23 protein-coding genes and 1 other RNA gene are annotated in these 19,851 nt (G+C 62.7%); 8 read left to right on the plus strand and 16 right to left on the minus strand.

Annotation, left to right across the window (positions count from 1 at the left end; genetic code table 11):
* Positions 1-12: 12 nt before the first annotated feature.
* Positions 13-762, minus strand: a complete 750-nt coding sequence (locus ACR64R_RS20365) for a YebC/PmpR family DNA-binding transcriptional regulator (protein WP_487358074.1) — start codon at positions 760-762, stop codon at positions 13-15.
* Between the two features lie 294 nt (positions 763-1,056).
* Positions 1,057-1,380, minus strand: a complete 324-nt coding sequence (locus tag ACR64R_RS20370) for an ArsR/SmtB family transcription factor (protein WP_487358075.1) — start codon at positions 1,378-1,380, stop codon at positions 1,057-1,059.
* A 51-nt stretch (positions 1,381-1,431) separates the two neighbouring features.
* Here ACR64R_RS20370 and ACR64R_RS20375 point away from each other — a divergent pair, with 51 nt between their 5' ends.
* From ACR64R_RS20375 to ACR64R_RS20390, 4 genes are read left to right on the plus strand one after another with little or no spacing between them, the layout of a single operon-like run.
* Entirely contained in the window at positions 1,432-1,914 is a 483-nt protein-coding gene (locus ACR64R_RS20375) for an SRPBCC domain-containing protein (protein WP_487358076.1), read from the plus strand.
* A 43-nt stretch (positions 1,915-1,957) separates the two neighbouring features.
* Entirely contained in the window at positions 1,958-2,350 is a 393-nt protein-coding gene (locus ACR64R_RS20380) for a VOC family protein (protein WP_487358077.1), read from the plus strand.
* A gap of 50 nt (positions 2,351-2,400) precedes the next feature.
* Entirely contained in the window at positions 2,401-2,763 is a 363-nt protein-coding gene (locus ACR64R_RS20385) for a VOC family protein (RefSeq protein WP_487358078.1), read from the plus strand.
* Positions 2,764-2,787: 24 nt separating this feature from the next.
* Positions 2,788-3,249 carry an SRPBCC family protein gene (locus ACR64R_RS20390; RefSeq protein WP_487358079.1) on the plus strand — a complete coding sequence of 154 codons (462 nt, stop codon included), beginning with the start codon at positions 2,788-2,790 and terminating at the stop codon, positions 3,247-3,249.
* A 6-nt stretch (positions 3,250-3,255) separates the two neighbouring features.
* Here the strand turns inward: ACR64R_RS20390 and ACR64R_RS20395 are convergent, their stop codons facing one another.
* The 5 genes from ACR64R_RS20395 to ACR64R_RS20415 all read right to left on the minus strand — a co-directional run bounded on the left by ACR64R_RS20395 (position 3,256) and on the right by ACR64R_RS20415 (position 6,283).
* Positions 3,256-4,023, minus strand: coding sequence for a TerC family protein (locus tag ACR64R_RS20395; protein ID WP_487358080.1), 768 nt, complete (start codon positions 4,021-4,023; stop codon positions 3,256-3,258).
* 80 nt (positions 4,024-4,103) lie between these two features.
* Positions 4,104-4,928 carry a TIGR00282 family metallophosphoesterase gene (locus tag ACR64R_RS20400; RefSeq protein ID WP_487358081.1) on the minus strand — a complete coding sequence of 275 codons (825 nt, stop codon included), beginning with the start codon at positions 4,926-4,928 and terminating at the stop codon, positions 4,104-4,106.
* 78 nt (positions 4,929-5,006) lie between these two features.
* On the minus strand, positions 5,007-5,594 hold the full coding sequence (locus tag ACR64R_RS20405; RefSeq protein WP_487358082.1) for a 5-formyltetrahydrofolate cyclo-ligase: 588 nt from the start codon (positions 5,592-5,594) through the stop codon (positions 5,007-5,009).
* A gap of 82 nt (positions 5,595-5,676) precedes the next feature.
* A non-coding RNA gene (gene ssrS, locus ACR64R_RS20410) (6S RNA) lies at positions 5,677-5,832 on the minus strand.
* A gap of 25 nt (positions 5,833-5,857) precedes the next feature.
* A complete protein-coding gene (locus ACR64R_RS20415) occupies positions 5,858-6,283 on the minus strand; it encodes a DUF4345 domain-containing protein (RefSeq protein ID WP_487358083.1) in 426 nt (141 codons plus the stop codon).
* Positions 6,284-6,432: 149 nt separating this feature from the next.
* Between ACR64R_RS20415 and ACR64R_RS20420 the strand changes: the two genes are divergently transcribed.
* The 4 genes from ACR64R_RS20420 to msrB all read left to right on the plus strand — a co-directional run bounded on the left by ACR64R_RS20420 (position 6,433) and on the right by msrB (position 9,491).
* Positions 6,433-7,272, plus strand: coding sequence for an AAA family ATPase (locus tag ACR64R_RS20420; protein ID WP_487358084.1), 840 nt, complete (start codon positions 6,433-6,435; stop codon positions 7,270-7,272).
* Between the two features lie 75 nt (positions 7,273-7,347).
* Positions 7,348-7,794, plus strand: a complete 447-nt coding sequence (locus ACR64R_RS20425; RefSeq protein WP_487358085.1) for an N-acetyltransferase family protein — start codon at positions 7,348-7,350, stop codon at positions 7,792-7,794.
* A 7-nt stretch (positions 7,795-7,801) separates the two neighbouring features.
* Complete coding sequence (locus ACR64R_RS20430) at positions 7,802-8,992, plus strand: vWA domain-containing protein (RefSeq protein WP_487358086.1); 1,191 nt, start codon at positions 7,802-7,804, stop codon at positions 8,990-8,992.
* A gap of 94 nt (positions 8,993-9,086) precedes the next feature.
* Positions 9,087-9,491 carry a peptide-methionine (R)-S-oxide reductase MsrB gene (gene msrB, locus ACR64R_RS20435; RefSeq protein ID WP_487358087.1) on the plus strand — a complete coding sequence of 135 codons (405 nt, stop codon included), beginning with the start codon at positions 9,087-9,089 and terminating at the stop codon, positions 9,489-9,491.
* 136 nt (positions 9,492-9,627) lie between these two features.
* On the opposite strand, the gene ACR64R_RS20440 is transcribed toward msrB, so the two are convergent.
* The 9 genes from ACR64R_RS20440 to livM all read right to left on the minus strand — a co-directional run bounded on the left by ACR64R_RS20440 (position 9,628) and on the right by livM (position 19,851).
* Positions 9,628-9,924, minus strand: a complete 297-nt coding sequence (locus ACR64R_RS20440; protein ID WP_487358088.1) for a hypothetical protein — start codon at positions 9,922-9,924, stop codon at positions 9,628-9,630.
* Between the two features lie 10 nt (positions 9,925-9,934).
* Entirely contained in the window at positions 9,935-10,375 is a 441-nt protein-coding gene (locus ACR64R_RS20445) for a hypothetical protein (RefSeq protein WP_487358089.1), read from the minus strand.
* A gap of 164 nt (positions 10,376-10,539) precedes the next feature.
* Positions 10,540-10,800 carry a DUF2312 domain-containing protein gene (locus tag ACR64R_RS20450; protein ID WP_040991643.1) on the minus strand — a complete coding sequence of 87 codons (261 nt, stop codon included), beginning with the start codon at positions 10,798-10,800 and terminating at the stop codon, positions 10,540-10,542.
* Between the two features lie 151 nt (positions 10,801-10,951).
* Positions 10,952-14,410 (minus strand): pyruvate carboxylase, encoded by a 3,459-nt coding sequence (gene pyc / locus ACR64R_RS20455; protein ID WP_487358090.1) that lies wholly within the window; start codon positions 14,408-14,410, stop codon positions 10,952-10,954.
* 271 nt (positions 14,411-14,681) lie between these two features.
* Positions 14,682-15,803 carry a branched-chain amino acid ABC transporter substrate-binding protein gene (locus tag ACR64R_RS20460; RefSeq protein WP_487358091.1) on the minus strand — a complete coding sequence of 374 codons (1,122 nt, stop codon included), beginning with the start codon at positions 15,801-15,803 and terminating at the stop codon, positions 14,682-14,684.
* A 136-nt stretch (positions 15,804-15,939) separates the two neighbouring features.
* Positions 15,940-16,287 carry a DUF6867 family protein gene (locus ACR64R_RS20465; RefSeq protein ID WP_487358092.1) on the minus strand — a complete coding sequence of 116 codons (348 nt, stop codon included), beginning with the start codon at positions 16,285-16,287 and terminating at the stop codon, positions 15,940-15,942.
* A gap of 14 nt (positions 16,288-16,301) precedes the next feature.
* A complete protein-coding gene (locus ACR64R_RS20470; protein ID WP_487358093.1) occupies positions 16,302-17,030 on the minus strand; it encodes an ABC transporter ATP-binding protein in 729 nt (242 codons plus the stop codon).
* A complete protein-coding gene (locus ACR64R_RS20475) occupies positions 17,030-18,460 on the minus strand; it encodes an ATP-binding cassette domain-containing protein (protein ID WP_487358094.1) in 1,431 nt (476 codons plus the stop codon). The genes ACR64R_RS20470 and ACR64R_RS20475 overlap by 1 nt, the downstream gene beginning before the upstream one ends.
* Positions 18,460-19,851 carry a high-affinity branched-chain amino acid ABC transporter permease LivM gene (gene livM, locus ACR64R_RS20480; protein WP_487358095.1) on the minus strand — a complete coding sequence of 464 codons (1,392 nt, stop codon included), beginning with the start codon at positions 19,849-19,851 and terminating at the stop codon, positions 18,460-18,462. Before livM ends, ACR64R_RS20475 begins: the two co-directional genes overlap by 1 nt.

The following is a 19,851-nucleotide window of genomic DNA, read 5'->3' on the forward strand; positions in this document are numbered from 1 at the left end:
AGGCGCGACCGGTCAAGCCGCGCTGAGCTTGGCCATGGTCTCGTCGTCGACCTCGAAATTGGCGTAGACGCTCTGCACGTCGTCGTCGTCCTCGAGGGTCGCGACCAGCTTCATCAGCGACTGCGCCCGCTCTTCGTCGACCGGGACGTTGTTCTGCGGCTGCCAGATCGGCTTGACCGATTCGGCCTCGCCCAACGAGGCTTCGAGCGACTTCGACACTTCGCCGAGATTCTCGAAGCTGCAATAGATGGTGTGGCCCTCCTCGTCCGACTCCACGTCGTCGGCGCCGGCCTCGATCGCGGCTTCCATGACCTTGTCGGCGTCGCCGACGGAAACCGGGTAGTAGATTTCGCCGACGCGGTTCCACATGAACGACACCGAGCCGGTTTCGCCGAGCGCCCCGCCTGCCTTGGTGAAGGCGGCGCGGACGTTGGAGGCCGAACGGTTGCGGTTGTCGGTCAGCGCCTCGACGATCAGCGCCACGCCGCCGGGGCCGTAACCCTCGTAGCGCACCGCCTCGTAGTTCTCGCCGTCGCCGGCGGACGCCTTGTTGATGGCGCGCTGGATGTTGTCCTTCGGCATCGACACCGCCTTGGCGTTCTGCACCGCGAGGCGCAGCCGCGGGTTCATCGCCGGGTCGGGCGTGCCGGTCTTGGCGGCGACGGTGATTTCGCGCGCCAGCTTGGAAAACATTTTCGACCGCACCGCGTCCTGACGGCCCTTGCGGTGCATGATGTTCTTAAACTGCGAATGGCCAGCCATGGCACCCCTGTCGTGTTCGGCTAGAGCATCTCGAAGCGGAGTGTCATCACCCCGTCTTCGGCAAAATGCTCGAATTCAATCTGTCAGAACGCTACGAGCATGCCTGCGAAGGCGCGCGGCGCTCTTTGTCGGAATGGCCGGCTTATAGATAAATCGGCTCAATTCGTCCAGACGCGCCGTTTGGTCCGGATGAATTCGAGGAAAAACGCTCGGCGTGTTAGCTGCCCGACTTCCCCGCAGTCTTGCGATCGGATTTGCGCAGAGCATGACGCTTGGAGTCCGGTAGACTGCCGATCAGCCTTCGAGATCGGACTTCAACCGGTCGATGATGCTGATCGCGTGGCCGGCATACTGGCTGATCCAGCGGTCATGGATCTGCTTGATCGGCAAGGCATTGAGATGGTTCCAGCGCTCGCGCCCCTCGCGTCTCGCCACGACCAGCTCGGCCTCCTCCAGGACTTTGAGGTGCATCATCACCGTGCAGCGGTCCATGTCGGGAAAGGCCTCGCACAGCGCGCCGGTTGTCTGCGGCTGATCCTTCAGGCGATCCAGCAATTCGCGCCGGCGCGGATGCGCCAAGGCCTTGAAAACATGGTCGTCCCCGGTTCCGCTTGACATGTTATATTTCTATAACATATTGTTCGGTCAAGCAAGGAAGGAACTGTGGATATGCCGCTTGGTTTCAGGATTTCCGGACGCATCGGCAAACCGGTCGCCGAGGTCTTCGACGCCGTCGTCAACCCGATAAAGCTCAGCGGCTATTTCACCACCATAGGCGGTGCCTCCGCTCCGCTTGTCGCCGGCACCACGGTCACCTGGTGGAAGATGGTGCCGGTGGAGGTCGACGAAGTGACGAAGGACAAGCGAATCGTGCTGCGCTGGGACGCGACCGGCGCCGAAGGCAAGCCGGCCTACAAGACCCGCATCGAGATGAATTTCGAGCCTTTGGAGGATGGCGGCACCTTCGTCACCATCGCCGAGGAAGGCTGGCGCGAAGGAGAGGTAGGCCTGAAGAAGTCCTACCTTAACTGCGAAGGCTGGTCGCAGATGCTGGCCTGCATGAAGGCCTATCTCGAATACGGCATCAATCTGCGTGACGGCTACTACCGCAGCGAGATGAAGGGCGAACCGGCCAACGAGACCAATATCTGAGCCGGCATTCAAATCCCGATACCCTGCAGGAGGAGGAGGCCTGATGCCGATAGCAACGCCGTTCCTGATGTTCGAGGGCAAGGCAGAGGAGGCCATGACCCTTTATTGCGAGACCATTCCCGATAGCCATGTCCTCGACATCGCGCGCTACGGGCCCGGCGAGGACGGGGCGCAGGGAACGCTCAAGCTGGCCCGGGCGTCAATCGGCGGCGTCGAGGTCAGGATCTTCAACAGTCCCGTGCACCACGCCTTTACCTTCACGCCGTCCTTCTCCTTCTTTGTCGACTGCTCTTCCGCGCAGGAACTGGAGCGGATCGTCGAAATTCTTTCCAAGGACGGCGGCTTCCTGATGCCGCCCGGCGATTACGGCTTCAGCCGTCGTTTCGCCTGGCTCAACGACCGCTTCGGCGTCTCCTGGCAAATAAACCTGCCCTGATCGGGGCACAGGTCAAACCTAGCGACAAGACAGCCCATATGGAGGGGAGAATGAACGCAGAGATCACAGGCGGTATCAACATCGCCATGAAGGTGCCGCCTCATCAATACGAGGCAACGATCGCCTTCTATCGCGATGTCATAGGGCTGAAGCCATTCACGGCGAAGGCGCCGTCGATCGGCTTCGAACTGGGTCCAAATCGCCTCTGGATCGACGAAGCGCCGATGATGAGCCAGGCCGAGGTCTGGCTGGAACTCTTCACGCCCGATTTCTCCAGCGCCGCCGACCGTCTCGCCAAGGCGGGTATCGTGCGTTGTGATGCCATCGAGCCGTTGGGCGAGGGTTTCCGTGGCGGCTGGATCACCAACCCTGCCAACATCATCCACATGGTGCGCGAACCTGACGCCTGGTGAACCTGTTTCGAAAGCAAAAGCGCCATGGAGATCAAGCAAGTCCCAATCGCCGAAGCCGCCATGCTGATCCGGCGGCCGGTCGCCGAAGTCTTCGAGGCCATCGTCGATCCAGACATCACCACGAAATTCTGGTTCACGCATTCCAGCGGTCGGCTCGACGGAGGCCGGCCGGTTGAGTGGGAATGGCGCATGTATGGCGTTTCGACCCAGGTCGACCCCAGCGAGATTGTTCCAAACGAAAAGATCGTCATGCAATGGAGCGATCCGCCGACCACCGTCGTCTGGACTTTCACCCGGATGCCTGGCGATGCGACCTTCCTTGAAGTCCGCAATTTCGGCTTTTCCGGCTCTGGTGACGCACAGGTCAAGCAAGCGATCGACTCGACCGGCGGCTTCTCTTTGGTGCTGGCTGGCGCCAAGGCCTGGCTGGAACAGGGCCTGGCGCTCGGCCTGATCGGCGATCGTCACCCGAAGGGCCCGTCGTGATGGGCCTCAATGTCCCACGCCCGGCCCCTGCTTCTTGCGGTTTCGCGCCAGCATGTTGAGGCACTCGACCAGGGCTGAAAAGCCCATCGCCGCGTATATGTAGCCCTTGGGCACGTGATAGCCCATGCCGTCGGCGATCAGCGTCATGCCGATCATCAACAGGAAGCCCAGCGCCAGCATGACGATGGAGGGGTTCCTGGCGATGAAATTGGCGAGCGGCGCCGCCGCCAGCATCATCACGCTCACCGCGGCGATCACCGCGATATACATGATGGCGATCTCGTCGGTCATGCCGACGGCGGTGATGATGGAATCGATCGAGAAGACGAGGTCGAGCAGAAGAATCTGGAAGATCGCTCCGGCAAGGCTCATCTGCAGCGTGCCGCCGACCATGGTGTCCTGGTGGTCCTGCGGATCGACCGTGTGATGGATTTCCTTGGTCGCCTTCCAGACCAGGAACAGGCCGCCGGCGATCAGGATGAGGTCTCGCCAGGAAAATCCGTGGCCGAACGCCGTGAACACCGGCGTCGTCAGCTGCACGATGATCGAGATGGTGGCGAGCAGGATGAGGCGCATGATGAGCGCCGCCGAGATGCCCAGCCGGCGGGCACGGGCGCGCTGCGCCTCCGGCAGCTTGTTGGTCAGGATCGAGATGAAGATCAGATTGTCGATGCCGAGCACGATCTCGAGCACCACCAGCGTCAAAAGCGCGATCCAGGCGGTCGGATCGGAAACAAAGGCAAAGTGCGGCGCCAGAAATTCGACGAGCTGCATGAAGGTCGTCCCCTCTACGATCTAGAGCAGTTTTCGTGGGTTTCGTCGCCAGTTAGGTACTGAGCTTGGCTATATCAATGTCACGACCAGAAAAACGGCGCCGTTTCTTCCAGCCGAGGCCCGCGACGAAACGGCGCGATTTTCTCGGCAAGCCCGGTGCGGTCTGAAATATCGACGCCGACGCCGCAGAGCGTCGCGGGCCCCGAAGCCGCCTCGAAACGACCCTTCGGCACCTTGGAAAGAAACCGGTTGAGCGGCTCCTCCTTGTCCATGCCGAGCGAGGAATCGTAATCGCCGCACATGCCGGCGTCCGAAATATAGGCCGTGCCGCCATTGAGGATCTGATGGTCGGCGGTCGGCTGATGCGTATGCGTGCCGACCACGAGACTGGCGCGGCCATCGACGAAATGCGCGAAGCACATCTTCTCCGAGGTCGCCTCGGCGTGGAAATCGACGATCGCCGCATCGGCCTGTTCGCCGAGCGGACAGGCGGCAAGCTCGCGCTCGCCGGCCTGGAAGGGATCGTCGAGCTCGGGATGCATGAAGACGCGGCCCATGATGTTGGCGACCAGAACGCGCGCGCCATTGCGGGCGATATAGACACCTGAGCCGCGCCCCGGTGTGCCCTTGGGAAAATTCGAAGGCCGCAGGAAGCGCTCCTCGCGCGGCGCGAAGATCAGCGCGTCGCGCTGGTCCCAGACATGGTTCCCCGTCGTGACGACATCGGCGCCGGCCGCGAGCGTCTCGCGGAAGATCTCCTCGGTGATGCCGAAGCCCCCGGCGGCGTTCTCGCCATTGACGATGACGAAGTCGAGCTTGAAGTCGGAAATCAGCCCCGGCAGTTGTTCCCACACCGCCGTGCGTCCCGTCTTGCCAACCATGTCGCCGAGGAAGAGAAGTCTCATACGATCCCGCGTCGAAAGTCCGCCAAGCAAAAGCAGCATGACTTTCCGCAAAAGATCATGCGTATCTCGAACGCTTTTCTACAATTCCGGCGTGAACCGGCGCAACCCGCTCTCGGTCAGTATTTCCGGAATGATGACGTCGTGGTCCTCATTCGGCACCAGCGGCACTTGCTGGCAGTCGAAGGCGATGCCGATCAGCCTGGGCGTGATGCCCTTGTCGGCGAGCCTGGCGATGGCGCGGTCGTAATAGCCGGCGCCATAGCCGATCCGATGGCCACGGGCGTCGAAAGCGGCGAGCGGCACCAGCATCAGCGTGGGGTCGAGCACTTCCGCCTCTTCATGCGGCCCGACCGTGCCGAATCCCATCTCGACCATCGGCGCGCCGCGCACCAGTTCGCGAAAGACGATCGTGGTCTTGTCGAGGATCGCCGGCAGGCAGAGCCTGGCGCCCTTCTCGCGCAGCGCGAACATCAGCGGCCGCACATCGACCTCCGAGCGCATCGGCCAGAAGCCGGAGACGATCCGGCCAGGCTCGAAGTCGATTTTTTCCTTCGCGGTCTCGGCCATCTCGAGCGCGATTTCCACGCGCCAGAATTCATCGAGCGCATCGCGGCGCGCCAGCGCTTCCTTGCGAAGCTGTTTTTTCAGGTCTTTGGAAGAACTCATGTGCAGACGCTAGAAAATGCCGAGGTTCGGCGGGGTTGCAGAAGCGACGTTTTCTAGCGCAAGTCTCCCAAAATCGGGAGAGTGACGATCCACACAACCGGTGGAGAGGTCGATCCCGGGTGCCTACAAAGTAGGTGGGCGCCGTGTGAGAAAACCCACGGGTCTTCCCAGGGACAGCTCCCTAAGGATCGATAAGGCCCCGGGGAAAAGTTTCTCCTGCCGGGAAGCACAGACCGCCGAGAGCAATATATGCCGATGGCCGGCTAAGCGCCAGAGAGGCTGGCATCTTCCGCGGCGATATTCGCGACACGTCCTTGCCACCAGACCAGCGCCGGCACTGCCAGCAGTTCGACGCAGAGCCCGGCAATATGACCTCGCGATGGTGGGCCGACCAGGAGCAGCGACATAAGCCGCGCCAGACCACCGCCGAACGTACAGGCGGCAAGCAGCCGGAACCGCTCGGCCTTTGTCTCGATGCCGGGAATGCAACTGTACCAGCCGATGCCTACCGCCAGGAAGAACCCGCAGAGGAAGCGGAAATGGCTATCGAGATCGACCGGCCAGGGTGGGGCTAGATGCAGGAATTCCGGACCGGATATAACGCCTTTCATGCCGATCAGAACCGGTGTTGCAGCGAGCACGGCAACGACGATCTGCAAAGCTGTCTTGCCTGGGATGGTTTCATTCACGCTGCCGCCCTTCCGCCTGTCGAGTGACCTCAGCTCAGCAACGAATATTCTCGGATCCGGGTTTCAAAGGCCATTCGTCGCAACCGGCCTACCCTTGCACCGGGCGAGCCGCGTCCTTACGGTCGCCAACGATCAACCCGGGAGCAAAAATGCGTTTCGAAGGCACGGCCACCTATGTCGCCGACAAGGATCTGATGGTTGCGGTCAACGCCGCGATCGCGCTGGAGCGGCCCCTGCTGGTCAAGGGCGAACCCGGCACCGGCAAGACCGAACTTGCCCGCCAGGTGTCGTCGGCACTCGGGCTGGAGTTCATCGAATGGAACGTCAAGTCGACCACCAAGGCGCAACAAGGCCTCTACGAGTATGACGCCGTCTCGCGGCTGCGCGACAGCCAGCTCGGCGACGAACGCTTCAACGACATCGCCAACTACATCAAGCGAGGCAAGCTGTGGGACGCCTTCGCGGCCGGCAAGAAAGTCGTGCTTCTGATCGACGAGATCGACAAGGCCGACATCGAATTCCCCAACGATCTCCTGCAGGAGCTCGATCGGATGGAGTTCTTCGTCTACGAAACCGGCGAGACGATCCGCGCCGAGTTCCGGCCCATTGTCATCATCACCTCTAACAACGAGAAGGAACTGCCGGATGCCTTCCTGCGCCGCTGTTTCTTCCACTATATCCGCTTCCCCGACATCGATACGCTGCACCGGATCGTGGAGGTACACTATCCCGGTATCAAGCAGAACCTGGTGCGAGCGGCCCTCACCCAGTTCTACGAGATCCGCGAGGTGCCGGGGCTGAAGAAGAAGCCGTCGACCTCCGAGGCGCTAGACTGGATCCGCCTTTTGGTCGCCGACGACATCGCGCCCGAGGACCTGCGCGCCGACCCGAAGAACATGCTGCCGAAGCTGCACGGCGCGCTGTTGAAGAACGAGCAGGACGTGCATTTGTTCGAGCGCCTGGCCTTCATGGCCAGACGACAGCAATAGCGCTTTACCCGTCCGTGGACCCTTGCCGGCAATCGGCCGTTGCCGCAGCTTCGGGCCCGAATGTTGGAGGAGAAAATGTCCGAGATCAAAATCCGCCCGCTCGCGCAGTCCGATCACGCCGAATGGCGCCGGCTGTGGACCGACTACCTGACCTTCTACGAGACGAAGCTGCCGGAAGAGGTCTACGCGATCACCTGGAAGCGGCTGTTCACGGACGGCGAGTTCGAGCCAAAGGGTTTTATCGCCACGCTCGACGGCAAGCCTGTCGGCCTCACCCACTACCTCTACCACCGCTCCGGCTGGTCCGAGAAAAACAACTGCTATCTGCAGGACCTGTTCGCTGACCCTCAGGTGCGCGGCAAAGGCGTGGGCGCCGCACTCATCCAAGCCGTGCAGGACGAGGCCGGCAAGATCGGCGTCAAGAACGTCTACTGGATGACGCACGAGACCAACGCCACCGCGCGCCGGCTCTACGACCATGTGGCGCGCCGCACGGGCTTCATCGAATACGATCTGCTATAAGGGCTGGATGTTCATCCCCTTCTTCCTCGAACTGAAGGCCGCGCGGGTTCCCGTTTCGCTCAGGGAATATCTGTCGCTGCTGGAAGGACTGGAAGCCGGGCTCGTCGACTATGATGTCGAGGCTTTCTATTACCTCGCGCGCGCGGCACTGGTGAAGGACGAGCGCCATATCGACCGCTTCGATCAGGTCTTCGCGCATGTCTTCAAGGGCGTCGAGGCGCTTGGCGGTCCTGATGCCGTCGATGTCGCCAACATCCCCGAGGAATGGCTTCGCCGGCTGGCAGAGAAGCACCTCACCCATGAAGAGAAGAAACTGGTCGAGGCTTTGGGCGGTTTCGACAAGCTGATGGAGACGCTGAAGCAGCGCCTCGAGGAGCAGAAGGGCCGCCACCAGGGCGGCTCGAAATGGATCGGCACCGGCGGCACCTCACCCTTCGGCGCCTATGGCTACAACCCCGAAGGCGTGCGCATCGGCCAGCATGAGAGCCGGCATCGCCGCGCGGTGAAGGTCTGGGACAAGCGCGAGTTCAGGAATTTCGACGACACTGTCGAGCTCGGCACCCGCAACATCAAGGTGGCCCTGAAGCGGCTGCGCCGCTGGGTGCGCGAGGGCGCGGAGGAAGAGTTCGACCTGCCCGGCACCATCCACGCCACCGCCGAGCACGGCTATCTCGACGTCAAGACGCGGCCCGAACGGCGCAACGCGGTGAAGCTCTTGATGTTTTTCGATGTCGGCGGCTCGATGGACGACCATATCCGCGGCGTCGAGGAGCTGTTCTCGGCCGCGCGCGCCGAATTCCGCCAGCTCGAATATTTCTACTTCCACAACTGCCTTTACGAGCGTGTCTGGAAAGACAATCGTCGCCGACTTGCCGAGACGATCCCGACTTTCGACCTCATCCACAAATACGGACCGGACTATAAGGTGATCGTCGTCGGCGATGCTTCGATGAGCCCCTACGAGATTGCGCACCCAGGCGGCTCGGTCGAGCACTGGAATCCGGAGGCCGGCAGTGTGTGGCTGGCGCGCCTCTTGCAGCAATGGCCGAATACGATCTGGCTCAACCCTGAAGCCGAGAAGAACTGGCGCTACACGCATTCGATCGCGATGGTCAGTGAAATCTTCGGCGGCCGCATGTTCCCGCTGACATTGGCCGGGCTCGAAGCGGCAACGAGGCAGCTTTCGCGGAAGCACTGACTTTCCTGCGGCTGGGCAGGACTGTAACAAATGCCTATCTTCATGCGAATATCGGTTGCTACCAACAACGAGCCGCCAAGGCCGAGGAGATTTCATGGACACCCACGCCTATCCCGTCACCCGCACCGATGCCGAGTGGCGCGCCAAGCTGACGCCGGAGCAGTATGCCGTCATGCGCAATCACGGCACCGAGCGTCCCGGCAGTTGCGCCCTGCTCTATGAGAAGCGCTCCGGCACCTTCTACTGCGTCGGCTGCGACCAGCCGCTGTTCGAATCCAAGCTCAAGTTCGAGAGCGGCACCGGCTGGCCGAGCTTCAACGACCCGGTCGCGGGCTCGATCGAGACCACCGTCGACCGCAGCTACGGCATGGTCCGCACAGAATGCCATTGCGCGCGCTGCGGCAGCCATCTCGGCCATGTCTTCGAGGACGGCCCGCCGCCGACCGGCCTGCGCTATTGCATCAATGGCGTGGCGCTGCGCTTCGCGCCGGCAGCCTGATGCGTCGGGAATGACTTCGCAAGGGGCGGCATCGGCCGCCCTTTTTCGCATGGAGCAATTCCAGGAAAAGTGTGACGCGGTTAGGCTCGGCGCCTTCGCCGTAGCCTTCCGCCCGGAACTGCTCCGGAAAAGAACCTCATACCACGACCGTCGCGATCAGCCAGAGCGCCGAACCCAGCATCATCAACTGCGCCTTCAGGCTGCCGCTCTTCTCCGCCGTCCGCCAGACGGCGGTGGCCAGGAATATGTTGTAAGGGACGGGAAGGAAATGCGCCGCCAGCACCAGCCAGAGCGGCAGCTTCAGCCCAAGCAGGAGCAGCGCCAGCGCCGAAGAGGCGAGGCTCAGGACGGTGCCGACGAGCAGCATGTCGCGCCAAAACAGCCGGTCGAGCGGCTCTTCGCCTCTCCACCGCCCACGGAAAAACTCCGTCATCACCGGCGCCCTATCCTTGCCCCAGAACGTCGGTCACGGCTTCCTCGAAGCGTGAGCATTCCCTCGCCAGCCAGTCGGTCATGGCCGGCCAGTTGTCCTCGGCGTAGCAGTTGACACGCCACATCGAGTTGATGCCGAGACCTTCGCTGCTCTGTTCGGGCCTGAGCTTCAGCCTGGCTTCGATCGCCGGCTGGAACGGTTTCAGCCGCGACCAGGACTCCGTGGCGCCGAACTTCTCGTTGCGCCCGAAGAAGACGCCGACATGGTTCTGCGCCGGCGCGACATACATCGAAAGCACCAGGGCTAAGTCCGGCAACCCTCGTTGCCAGAACCAGGGCCCGCGTCGCGCCATCCTTGGCTTTTCTTCCGGATGCCGTTCGGCGAACAGCACCCAGAACCCACGATGGCGGAACTCCGAGGCGCGGCGGCCGCCGAAGTCGAATTCGTTCATGGCCGCGTGCCCCGCTGGCCGAGACTGTTTCGTAATTCGCTCTGGCAAGTCATATGGTGGCGGTTTCGAGAACCGTAGCGCAGCGGACTTTTGGGTCCATGAGCAACGGAAGCACCGAAAACGTCATCAGATGGCCGCCGGAGTAGAATTTCCAAACAGCCTCCTCAGACCATGCCGAGAGCGGCCTTGTAAAGATCGAGGATCGACTCCTCCTCCTGGCGTTCGGCCTGGTCCTTCTTGCGCAGCCGCACGATGGTGCGGATCGCCTTGGTGTCGAAGCCGGTGCCCTTGGCTTCGGCATAGACATCCTTGATGTCGTCCGAGATCGTCTTCTTCTCTTCCTCGAGCCGCTCGATGCGCTCGATGATGGTGCGCAGCTGGCCGGCGGCTACAGTCTGGCTGGTCTCGGTGATTTCGTCGGCCATTTATCTCTCCGCGTCTTTTCGAGCCGTGGCGATTCCCGCCGCGGCGAATTGGAGCCGGTTCCCTGCCCGAGCGGGCGCGGCGGGTCAAGACACTTGTCGACGGCTGTGGACGGCTGCCGCCAGCCGCCCGTCGGACATGACGATCCGAGCGTCACTTGAAAGAGATCAACAAATCCTTCGCATCGATCTGGTCGCCTGCCTTGACCAGCACTTCGGCGACCTCGCCGTCGCGTTCGGCGTGCAGCGCGGTTTCCATCTTCATCGCTTCGATCGACAAGAGCACGTCGCCCGCCTTGACCGCCTGTCCGGCCGCCACGGCAAGCGCCGACACGACGCCCGGCATCGGCGCGCCGACATGCCCTTCATTGCCGGGCTCGGCCTTGCGGCGCGCCTTGGCGGCGGAAGCGCCATGCGCCCTGTCCGGCACCTTGATGCGACGCGGCTGGCCGTTGAGCTCGAAGAACACCGTGACCATGCCCTGGTCGTCGACGTCGCCGAACGCCTGGCAGCGAACCACGAGCGTCTTGCCCTTCTCGATGTCGAGGAAGATCTCTTCTTCCGACTTCATGCCGTAGAAATAGGTCGGCGTTGGCAGCACACTCACCGGCCCGTAAGTCTCCTGCGCGGCGGCGAAGTCGGTGAACACTTTCGGATACATCAGCCATGACGCGAACTCGTATTCCGAGAGCTTGCGGTCGAGTTTCGTCTCGATGTCCTTGCGGCTGGCCTTGAGGTCGGCGGGCTTCAGCAGCGAGCCGGGCCTGACCGTGATCGGCTTCTCACCCTTCAGCGCCTTCTTCTGCAGTGCCGCCGGCCAGCCCCCGGGCGACTGGCCGAGATCGCCGCGCAACATCGACACGACCGAGTCCGGGAAGGCGATGTCCTTGGCCGGGTTCTCGACATCGGCGACGGTGAGGTCCTGGCTCACCATCATCAACGCCATGTCGCCGACCACCTTGGACGAGGGCGTCACCTTGACGATGTCGCCGAACATCAGATTGACGTCGTGATAGGCCTGCGCGACCTCGTGCCAGCGCGTCTCCAGTCCGAGCGAGCGCGCCTGTTCCTTGAGGTTGGTGAACTGGCCGCCCGGCATTTCGTGCAGGTAGACTTCCGAGGCAGGTCCCTTGAGGTCGCTCTCGAAGGCGGCATACTGGTTGCGCACCGCCTCCCAGTAGAAGGAGATGTGACGGATCCACTGCGGATCGAGGCCGGGATCGCGCTCGGTGCCTCTCAGCGCCTCGACGATCGAGCCGAGGCAGGGCTGCGAGGTGTTGCCGGAGAAGGAATCCATCGCCGCGTCGATCGCGTCGGCGCCGCTCTCCACCGCCGCCAGCACTGTCGCCGCCGAGAGGCCCGACGTGTCATGCGTGTGGAAATGGATCGGCAGGTCCGTCGCCTCGCGCAGCGCCTTGAACAGCACGCGCGCCGCGGCCGGCTTCAGCAGGCCCGCCATGTCCTTGACGGCGATGATATGCGCGCCGGCGGCCTCCAGCTCCTTGGCCAGCCCGACATAATATTTGAGGTCGTATTTGGCGCGCGCCGGATCGAGGATGTCGCCGGTGTAGCACATCGCCGCTTCGACCAGCTTGCCCTCCGCGCCGACCGCGTCCATGGCGACGCGCATGTTCTCGACCCAGTTCAGGCAGTCGAAAACGCGGAACAGGTCGACGCCACCGCTTGCCGCTTGGTGCACGAAATGCTGGACGACATTGTCGGGATAGTTGGTGTAGCCGACACCGTTGGCGCCGCGCAAAAGCATCTGCAGCAGAAGGTTGGGCGCCGCCTCGCGCACCTTGCTCAACCGCTCCCACGGATCCTCGGTGAGGAAGCGCATGGCGACGTCGAACGTCGCGCCGCCCCAGCACTCCAGCGACAACAGTTGCGGCAGCGCCCGCGCATAGGTGCCGGCGATGCCGACGATGTCATGCGTGCGCATGCGGGTCGCGAGCAGCGACTGGTGGCCGTCGCGCATCGTCGTGTCGGTGACCAGCACCTGGCGCTGCTCCCGCATCCAGGTCGCGAATTTCTCCGGGCCGAGCGCATCGAGCTTCTGCTTGGTGCCGTCCGGGATGCGGCCATTGAGATAGGGCACGACGGGTGCGGCCGAGTTCGCCTTCGGCATCGGCCGGCCGCGCGTCTCGGGGTGGCCGTTGACGCTGACATCGGCCAGATAGGTAAGCAGCTTGGTTGCGCGGTCCTGCCGCTTCACCTGCTCGAACAGTTCCGGCGTCGTGTCGATGAACTTGGTCGTGTAGGAATTGTCGGCGAAGCGCGGGTGGTTGATGATCGCCTCGAGGAAGGTGAGGTTGGTGGCCACGCCCCTGATGCGGAACTCGCGCAGCGCCCGGTTCATGCGCGAAATCGCCTCGCCTGGGGTGGGCGCCCAGGCCGTCACCTTTTCGAGCAGCGGATCGTAGAAGCGGGTGATGACCGCGCCCGAATAGGCGGTGCCGCCGTCGAGCCGGATGCCGAAACCGGCCGCTTCGCGATAGGCGGTGATGCGGCCATAGTCCGGGATGAAATTGTGCTCCGGATCCTCGGTGGTGATGCGGCACTGCAACGCGTGGCCGTTGAGCCTGATGTCCTTTTGCGCCGGCACGCCCGATTCCCTCGTGCCGATGGCGAAGCCGTCTAGGATATGGATCTGCGCCTTGACGATATCGATGCCGGTCACTTGCTCGGTGACGGTATGCTCGACCTGGATGCGCGGATTGACCTCGATGAAGTAGAACTTGCCGGTGTCCGCGTCCTGCAGGAACTCGACCGTGCCGGCGCCGACATAGCTCGTTTCGCGCGCGATCTTGAGCGCATAGCCGCAAAGCTCCTGACGCAACTCCTCGCTGAGATAGGGCGCCGGCGCGCGCTCCACGACCTTCTGGTTGCGGCGCTGGATCGAGCAGTCGCGCTCGAACAGATGCACGGCGTTGCCGTGGGTGTCGCCCAGCACCTGGACCTCGACATGGCGGGCGCGCTCGATCAGCTTTTCGAGATAGACCTCGTCCTTGCCGAAGGCGGCCTTGGCCTCGCGTTTGCCTTCCATCACCTCACGCGCGAGATCGGCCTCGGCACGGATGGCGCGCATGCCTCTGCCGCCGCCGCCCCAGGAGGCCTTGAGCATGACCGGATAGCCGATTTGCGCGGCAAGCCTCTTCACCTCGTCCATATCGTCCGGCAGTGGATCGGTTGCCGGCACCACCGGCACACCGACCTCGATCGCCAGATTGCGCGCGGCGACCTTGTTGCCCAGCCGGCGCATCGTTTCCGGCTTCGGGCCGATGAAGGTGATGCCCGCCTCGGCGCAGGCCTCGGCGAATTCCGGGCTCTCCGAGAGCAGGCCATAGCCGGGGTGGATGGCGTCGGCGCCCGACTGCCTGGCGACCCGGATCACCTCCTCGATCGACAGGTAGCTCTCGATCGGCCCCATGTCCTTGGCCAGATGCGGCCCCCGCCCGACCTGGTAGCTCTCGTCGGCCTTGAAGCGGTGCAGCGAATATTTGTCCTCCTCAGCCCAGATCGCCACGGTTTTAAGGCCGAGCTCATTGGCCGCGCGGAACACGCGGATGGCGATTTCGGACCGGTTGGCGACGAGGATCTTCGTGATGGCCAAGGACTGGGCTCCAGCAGCGTAAGGGACGTTGAACCGGCGCAATGATTAGCGGGAAAATGCTGCAGTGCAAACAAATTGCACGACACCTAAAACGATTTAGGTCGCTTGTTTGCGTCAAACCTCTATTGCCGTTCTCGAAGACCGGCAGTGGGCGGCAGACGGGGCACCGCCGAGCGCGGGGCGTGCAGCTTTCCGCTCTGTCCCAAAGCAAAACGAAAATGCCCGGCGCAATGCGCCGGGCATTTCTCGAAAGTCGGCTTCTATTGCCGGCTTATTTCTCGAAGTAGCTGTACTTGCCGTCTTCGCCCTTCTTCCACTCGTAGACGACATAGTCCGGACGGGTGATGTCGCCCTTGGAGTCGTAACCGATATCGCCGATGGCCGTCTTCCACGGTCCGCCCGACTTGATCATCTCAGCGACCTTCTGCGCATCGTCGGCCGAGCCGACCTTGGTGATGGCCTGGGCGATGATCTGCACGGCGGCATAGGAGTAGAGAGTATAGGCTTCCGGCTCGAAGCCGGCGGCGCGGAACTTCTCGACCACTTCCTTGGCGGCCGGATTCTTGCGCGGATCCGGAGCGAAGGTATTGAGCGTGCCGGCAACGGCATCGCCGGCGATCGAGGCCAGTTCGTTGGAGACGATACCGTCGCCGGAGAACAGCGGCGCCTTCAGGCCCTGGTCGGCCGACTGGCGGATGATCAGGCCGGCTTCGGTGTGCAGGCCGCCCCAGTAGATGAGCGTAACGCCGTTTTCCTTCATCTTGGCGATGAGGGCCGAGAAGTCCTTGTCGCCGACGTTCACGCCTTCATACATCACTTCCTTCACGCCGTTGGCGTTCAGGTTCTTCTTGGTCTCGTCGGCGAGACCCTGGCCGTAAGGCGTCTTGTCGTGGATGATGGCGATCTTGGCGTCCTTGAAATTCTTGGCGATGTAGTCGCCAGCCACCTTGCCCTGCTGGTCGTCGCGACCGCAGGTACGGAAGGTGTTCCACAGGCCGCGCTCGGTCAGTTGCGGATTGGTCGCCGCAGGCGTCATGACGAGGATGCCGTTCTCGGCGTAGACTTCCGAGGCCGGGATGGTCACGCCCGAGTTGAAGTGGCCGTCGACATACTTGACGCCGTCGGCGACGAACTTGTTGGCGACCGAGATGCCCTGCTTGGGATCGGACACGTCGTCGCCGATCTCGAGCTTCAGCTGCTGGCCGTTGACGCCGCCCGCCGCGTTGATGTCGGCGACCGCCTGTTCAGCGCCCTTCTGCAACTGCGCGCCGAAGGCGGCGTTCGGGCCGGTGATCGGACCCGCGACGCCGATCAGAAGGTCGGCGGCCCACGCGCTGCCGCTGAGCGCGACGAACGCGGTCAGCGCCACGGCGGACAAGAGTGATTTTTTCATTGAAACGCTCCCATTTACGGAGTGGGCGTGGATGATACTTTCATGCGATGCCCACCCTTATCGCAGAAAGCATAGAATGCCGATTTTCAGGCACTTGTCACGCCGATTCATGTCGGAACCGGCGTAATGGCGACCATCAACCTTTCGGCTTCCAGCTTAATAAGGAAGCTCTTTCATAGAGCCAGTTATACTGTGTGACCATCTGGTTGGTGCGCGTGTATTGATAGCCGACAAAGCCCAATATCATCAGCACGATGGTGTCGACGATATAGTAATGCAGCGAGAACATCGTACCCTCGAACAAGGCGTGATGGATGAACCTGATGCCGATGCCGAGACCAAGCATGTAAAAGAACAGCTGAACGTGAGTGCTCCAGGTCTGCGCCGCCGCCTTGCCCGTCATCCACGCCGCCCAGCCGCCGAGCAAGCAGGTGACGAACAGGAACTGCAAGAAAGAGGCCTCTTCGTAGAGAATACCCTGCATGATGAAGACCCCTCTCAGTGATGTCCGCCTTCAAGATAGGCGGCGCGGACTTCCGGATTGGCGAGCAACTCCTTGCCGGTGCCGCTCATCGTCACATTGCCATTGACCATGACATAGCCGCGAGTGGCGAGCTTGAGCGCGCCGAACGCATTCTGCTCGACCAGAAACACGGTCAGCCCTTGCGACTTGTTCAATTCGCGGATGGCGTCGAATATCTGCTTGACGATCAGCGGCGCAAGGCCCAGCGACGGTTCGTCCAGCAACAGAAGCTTCGGCCGCGCCATCAGCGCGCGTCCGATCGACAGCATCTGCTGCTCGCCGCCCGAGAGAGTACCGCCACGCTGGGCGATGCGCTCCTTCAGCCGCGGAAACAGCGTGAACACCTTCTCGACGTCCTCGTCATAATGCTTGAGGTTGTCGAGGCTGGCCCCCATCTGCAGGTTTTCCATCACCGTCATGCGCGGGAAGATACGCCTGCCTTCGGGCGATTGCGCGATGCGCAGGCGTGCGATCTCGTGCGTCGGCATCTGCGTGATGTCGGTGCCGGCGAAGGTGATGGTGCCGGTGCGGGCGCGCGGCGCGCCGAAGATGGTCATCATAAGCGTCGACTTGCCGGCGCCGTTGGCGCCGATAAGCGCCACGATCTCACCCTCGTTGACATGCACATTGACGCCGTTCAGCGCCCGGATGTTTCCGTAATAGGTCTCGACGCCCTTGATATCGAGCAATGTCGTGCCGGCCATTACTTGCGCCCTCCACGCGTCGCGGGCTTGGCCGCCACTTCTTTCGCCAGCGTCTTTGCCTGACCGATCCAGTCTTCTCGGGCAATGCGCCCGTCAAAGGCGAGATAGGCTTCCGCCGCTTCGATGTCGGCCTTCTTCCAGGCCGCGATCTGGTCGAAATGGAAGATGCCGTGCTCGTTCAGCTTCCTCTCGTTGACCGGGCCGATGCCCTTGATGCGGATCAGGCTGTCGGCCTTGCCGCCGCGCGGCGCGTCGAGGCGATTGGAGATGCCCTTGGCTTTCGGGGCGGAAGACTTCGTCGCAGCCGCCTTTGTCTCCGGCGCCTTTACAGCCGGCTTTTTGGCCGCCGGCCTTGCCGAGGCCGCCCGGCTTTCCGTAGCCGGGGGAACCGCCGGCTTGCTGGCGATCACCGCGGCGCGCGCTTCGACCTGCGCCGCTTTCGAGGCCCCCTTCGACACGGTGACCCGCTCGCCCTCGTCAGCATGTTCGACGCTGTCGGATACCGGCCCCGCCATCATCGAAGCGGAGTTGCCGGGGCCGTGCGCCGAGTCCGGTCCGGTGTCGAGCTGCTCGATGACATCCTCGTCGCCGACTTCCGTCAGCACCGTCTCGACCTCCTCGTCGTCGACGCCAAGATAGGCGGCGATGACGCGCGGGTCGGTTCGGACTGACTGCGGATTGCCGTCCGAGATCTTGCGGCCGTATTCGAGCACCACGACATGGTCGGAGATCTGCATCACCACCGACATATCGTGCTCGATGAGCAGGATCGACGTACCGGTGGCCTTGATGCCCATCAGCAGGTCGTTGAGTGCGGCAGATTCCTTTGGATTGAGGCCGGCTGCCGGCTCATCCAGGCACAAGAGCTCCGGCCCCGTGCACATGGCGCGCGCGATCTCCAGGCGGCGCTGCGCGCCATAGGGCAGGTCGCCGGCCGGATCGTCGGCGCGGTCGACGAGATCGGCCTTCTCCAACCAGTGCTTGGCGAGCTCGATCGATTCGGCGGACGCCTGGCGATAGCTCGGGAAGCCGAACAGCCCGAGGAAGCTGTAGCCCGAGGCCTTCATCAGCTTGTTGTGCTGGGCCACCAGCAGGTTCTCCAGCAGTGTCATGCCGGAAAACAGCCGGATGTTCTGGAAGGTGCGCGCCACCTTGGCGCGCGCCGGGATCTCATGGTTGGGCAGGCGCTCGAGCAGGTAGGTCGAGCCGTCGCGCCGGTTGAGCGTCAGCATGCCCTCCGACGGCTTGTAGAAACCGGTGATGCAGTTGAACACCGTGGTCTTGCCGGCGCCGTTCGGCCCGATCAGCGCGGTGATCTCGCCGCGCCTGGCCTGGAAGGACAGGTCGCCGATGGCGACCAGCCCGCCAAACTTCATCGACAGGTGCTCGACCTGAAGGATTATGTCGTTCATGGAAGCCTGCGCGTTCATCAGCCATGCCCCTCCTTGGTGAAGGAGGCTGAGACCGCTCTTCGTTCTTTCAGGAAGGCCGTCGGTTCTCGGCTGCCGACGAAGCCGCGCGGCTTCCACAGCATGACGATGACCATGGCCATGCCGAACAGAAGCATGCGGTAGAGCTCAGGCGTGAAGTCGGGACCGAACACGGCCTTGAGGAAGTCGAGCTCGCGCAGGATTTCGGTGCCGCCGATCATAACCAGCGCCGCCACGGCGATGCCGCCCAACGAACCCATGCCGCCGAGCACGACGATGGCGAGGATGATCGCCGATTCAAGGAAAACAAAGGATTCGGGGCTGACGAAGCCTTGCCGTGCGGCGAAGAACGAGCCGGCAAAGCCGCCGAACATGGCGCCAGTGGCGAACGCCGTCAGCTTGGTGGTGGTGGTGTTGATGCCGAGCGAACGGCAGGCGATCTCATCCTCGCGCAACGCCTCCCAGGCGCGGCCCACCGGCAGACGGCGAAGCCTGATGGTGACGAATGCAGTGAGGAAGCAGAGCCCGAGGGCGAGGTAGTAGAGGAAGATCTTGTAGTAGGCGCCCGACTGGGCGATGTGCAGCACCTTGGCGATGTAGTTCGGGTCGGAGACATTGAACGATATCAGGCCGAAGAACGACACTTTCGGGATGCCCGAAATCCCGGCCGACCCGTTGGTCACCTCGCGCCAGTTGATCAGCACCAGGCGGATGATCTCGCCGAAGGCAAGGGTAACGATCGCCAGATAGTCGCCGCGCAGCCTGAGCACCGGAAAGCCGAGCATAATACCCCAGAACGCCGCCATGGCGCCGGCCGCCGGCAGCAATATCCAGAAAGACAGGCCGTAATGCGTGCCCAGCAACGCATAGGCATAGGCGCCGACCGCGTAGAAGGCGACGTAGCCGAGATCGAGCAGGCCGGCCAGCCCGACCACGATGTTGAGGCCCCAGGCCAGCATGACGTAGATCAGTATCTGGATGCCGAAATTGTCGACCCATTTCAGCGAGCCCTGGAAGCCGAAGAGCAGCACCATCGCAATGGGGTAGAGGATCAGCACTGTGGCGCCGATCTTGTTGAAGTTCCGCTTTATGAAACCGGGTTCGGCGACAATGGCGGGCGCTGCGGCTTTCTCGGCCTTCGACCGCTCCATCGCCGGAATTGCATAAGCGACATAGAGGAAGCGACCGATGGCGACAGCGGCAACCACCAGGGCAAGCAGGCCCCACCGCTGCACCAGGATCAATTCGTTGCTGATGTTCTGGTCCGTCCTGAGACCGATGAACAGCACGAACAGGCCAAGCGAAATGGCACCCGCGTAGAACGCCTCACGAAAAGCACGCTGGATTGGAGTAGCGACGGCGTCGCGCTCCGAGGACACGGTGGCGGCCAT

This window comes from Mesorhizobium sp. MC2-1-1, assembly GCF_057597255.1.

What these genes read in the sequence shown, in the direction of transcription:
- ACR64R_RS20365 (WP_487358074.1), bottom strand. Translation starts at nt 762, where the DNA reads ATGGCTGGCCATTCGCAGTTTAAGAACATCATGCACCGCAAGGGCCGT.
- ACR64R_RS20370 (WP_487358075.1), bottom strand. Translation starts at nt 1,380, where the DNA reads ATGTCAAGCGGAACCGGGGACGACCATGTTTTCAAGGCCTTGGCGCAT.
- ACR64R_RS20375 (WP_487358076.1), top strand. Translation starts at nt 1,432, where the DNA reads ATGCCGCTTGGTTTCAGGATTTCCGGACGCATCGGCAAACCGGTCGCC.
- ACR64R_RS20380 (WP_487358077.1), top strand. Translation starts at nt 1,958, where the DNA reads ATGCCGATAGCAACGCCGTTCCTGATGTTCGAGGGCAAGGCAGAGGAG.
- ACR64R_RS20385 (WP_487358078.1), top strand. Translation starts at nt 2,401, where the DNA reads ATGAACGCAGAGATCACAGGCGGTATCAACATCGCCATGAAGGTGCCG.
- ACR64R_RS20390 (WP_487358079.1), top strand. Translation starts at nt 2,788, where the DNA reads ATGGAGATCAAGCAAGTCCCAATCGCCGAAGCCGCCATGCTGATCCGG.
- ACR64R_RS20395 (WP_487358080.1), bottom strand. Translation starts at nt 4,023, where the DNA reads ATGCAGCTCGTCGAATTTCTGGCGCCGCACTTTGCCTTTGTTTCCGAT.
- ACR64R_RS20400 (WP_487358081.1), bottom strand. Translation starts at nt 4,928, where the DNA reads ATGAGACTTCTCTTCCTCGGCGACATGGTTGGCAAGACGGGACGCACG.
- ACR64R_RS20405 (WP_487358082.1), bottom strand. Translation starts at nt 5,594, where the DNA reads ATGAGTTCTTCCAAAGACCTGAAAAAACAGCTTCGCAAGGAAGCGCTG.
- ACR64R_RS20420 (WP_487358084.1), top strand. Translation starts at nt 6,433, where the DNA reads ATGCGTTTCGAAGGCACGGCCACCTATGTCGCCGACAAGGATCTGATG.
- ACR64R_RS20425 (WP_487358085.1), top strand. Translation starts at nt 7,348, where the DNA reads ATGTCCGAGATCAAAATCCGCCCGCTCGCGCAGTCCGATCACGCCGAA.
- ACR64R_RS20430 (WP_487358086.1), top strand. Translation starts at nt 7,802, where the DNA reads ATGTTCATCCCCTTCTTCCTCGAACTGAAGGCCGCGCGGGTTCCCGTT.
- msrB (WP_487358087.1), top strand. Translation starts at nt 9,087, where the DNA reads ATGGACACCCACGCCTATCCCGTCACCCGCACCGATGCCGAGTGGCGC.
- ACR64R_RS20440 (WP_487358088.1), bottom strand. Translation starts at nt 9,924, where the DNA reads ATGACGGAGTTTTTCCGTGGGCGGTGGAGAGGCGAAGAGCCGCTCGAC.
- ACR64R_RS20445 (WP_487358089.1), bottom strand. Translation starts at nt 10,375, where the DNA reads ATGAACGAATTCGACTTCGGCGGCCGCCGCGCCTCGGAGTTCCGCCAT.
- ACR64R_RS20450 (WP_040991643.1), bottom strand. Translation starts at nt 10,800, where the DNA reads ATGGCCGACGAAATCACCGAGACCAGCCAGACTGTAGCCGCCGGCCAG.
- ACR64R_RS20460 (WP_487358091.1), bottom strand. Translation starts at nt 15,803, where the DNA reads ATGAAAAAATCACTCTTGTCCGCCGTGGCGCTGACCGCGTTCGTCGCG.
- ACR64R_RS20465 (WP_487358092.1), bottom strand. Translation starts at nt 16,287, where the DNA reads ATGCAGGGTATTCTCTACGAAGAGGCCTCTTTCTTGCAGTTCCTGTTC.
- ACR64R_RS20470 (WP_487358093.1), bottom strand. Translation starts at nt 17,030, where the DNA reads ATGGCCGGCACGACATTGCTCGATATCAAGGGCGTCGAGACCTATTAC.
- ACR64R_RS20475 (WP_487358094.1), bottom strand. Translation starts at nt 18,460, where the DNA reads ATGAACGCGCAGGCTTCCATGAACGACATAATCCTTCAGGTCGAGCAC.
- livM (WP_487358095.1), bottom strand. Translation starts at nt 19,851, where the DNA reads ATGGCCGCCACCGTGTCCTCGGAGCGCGACGCCGTCGCTACTCCAATC.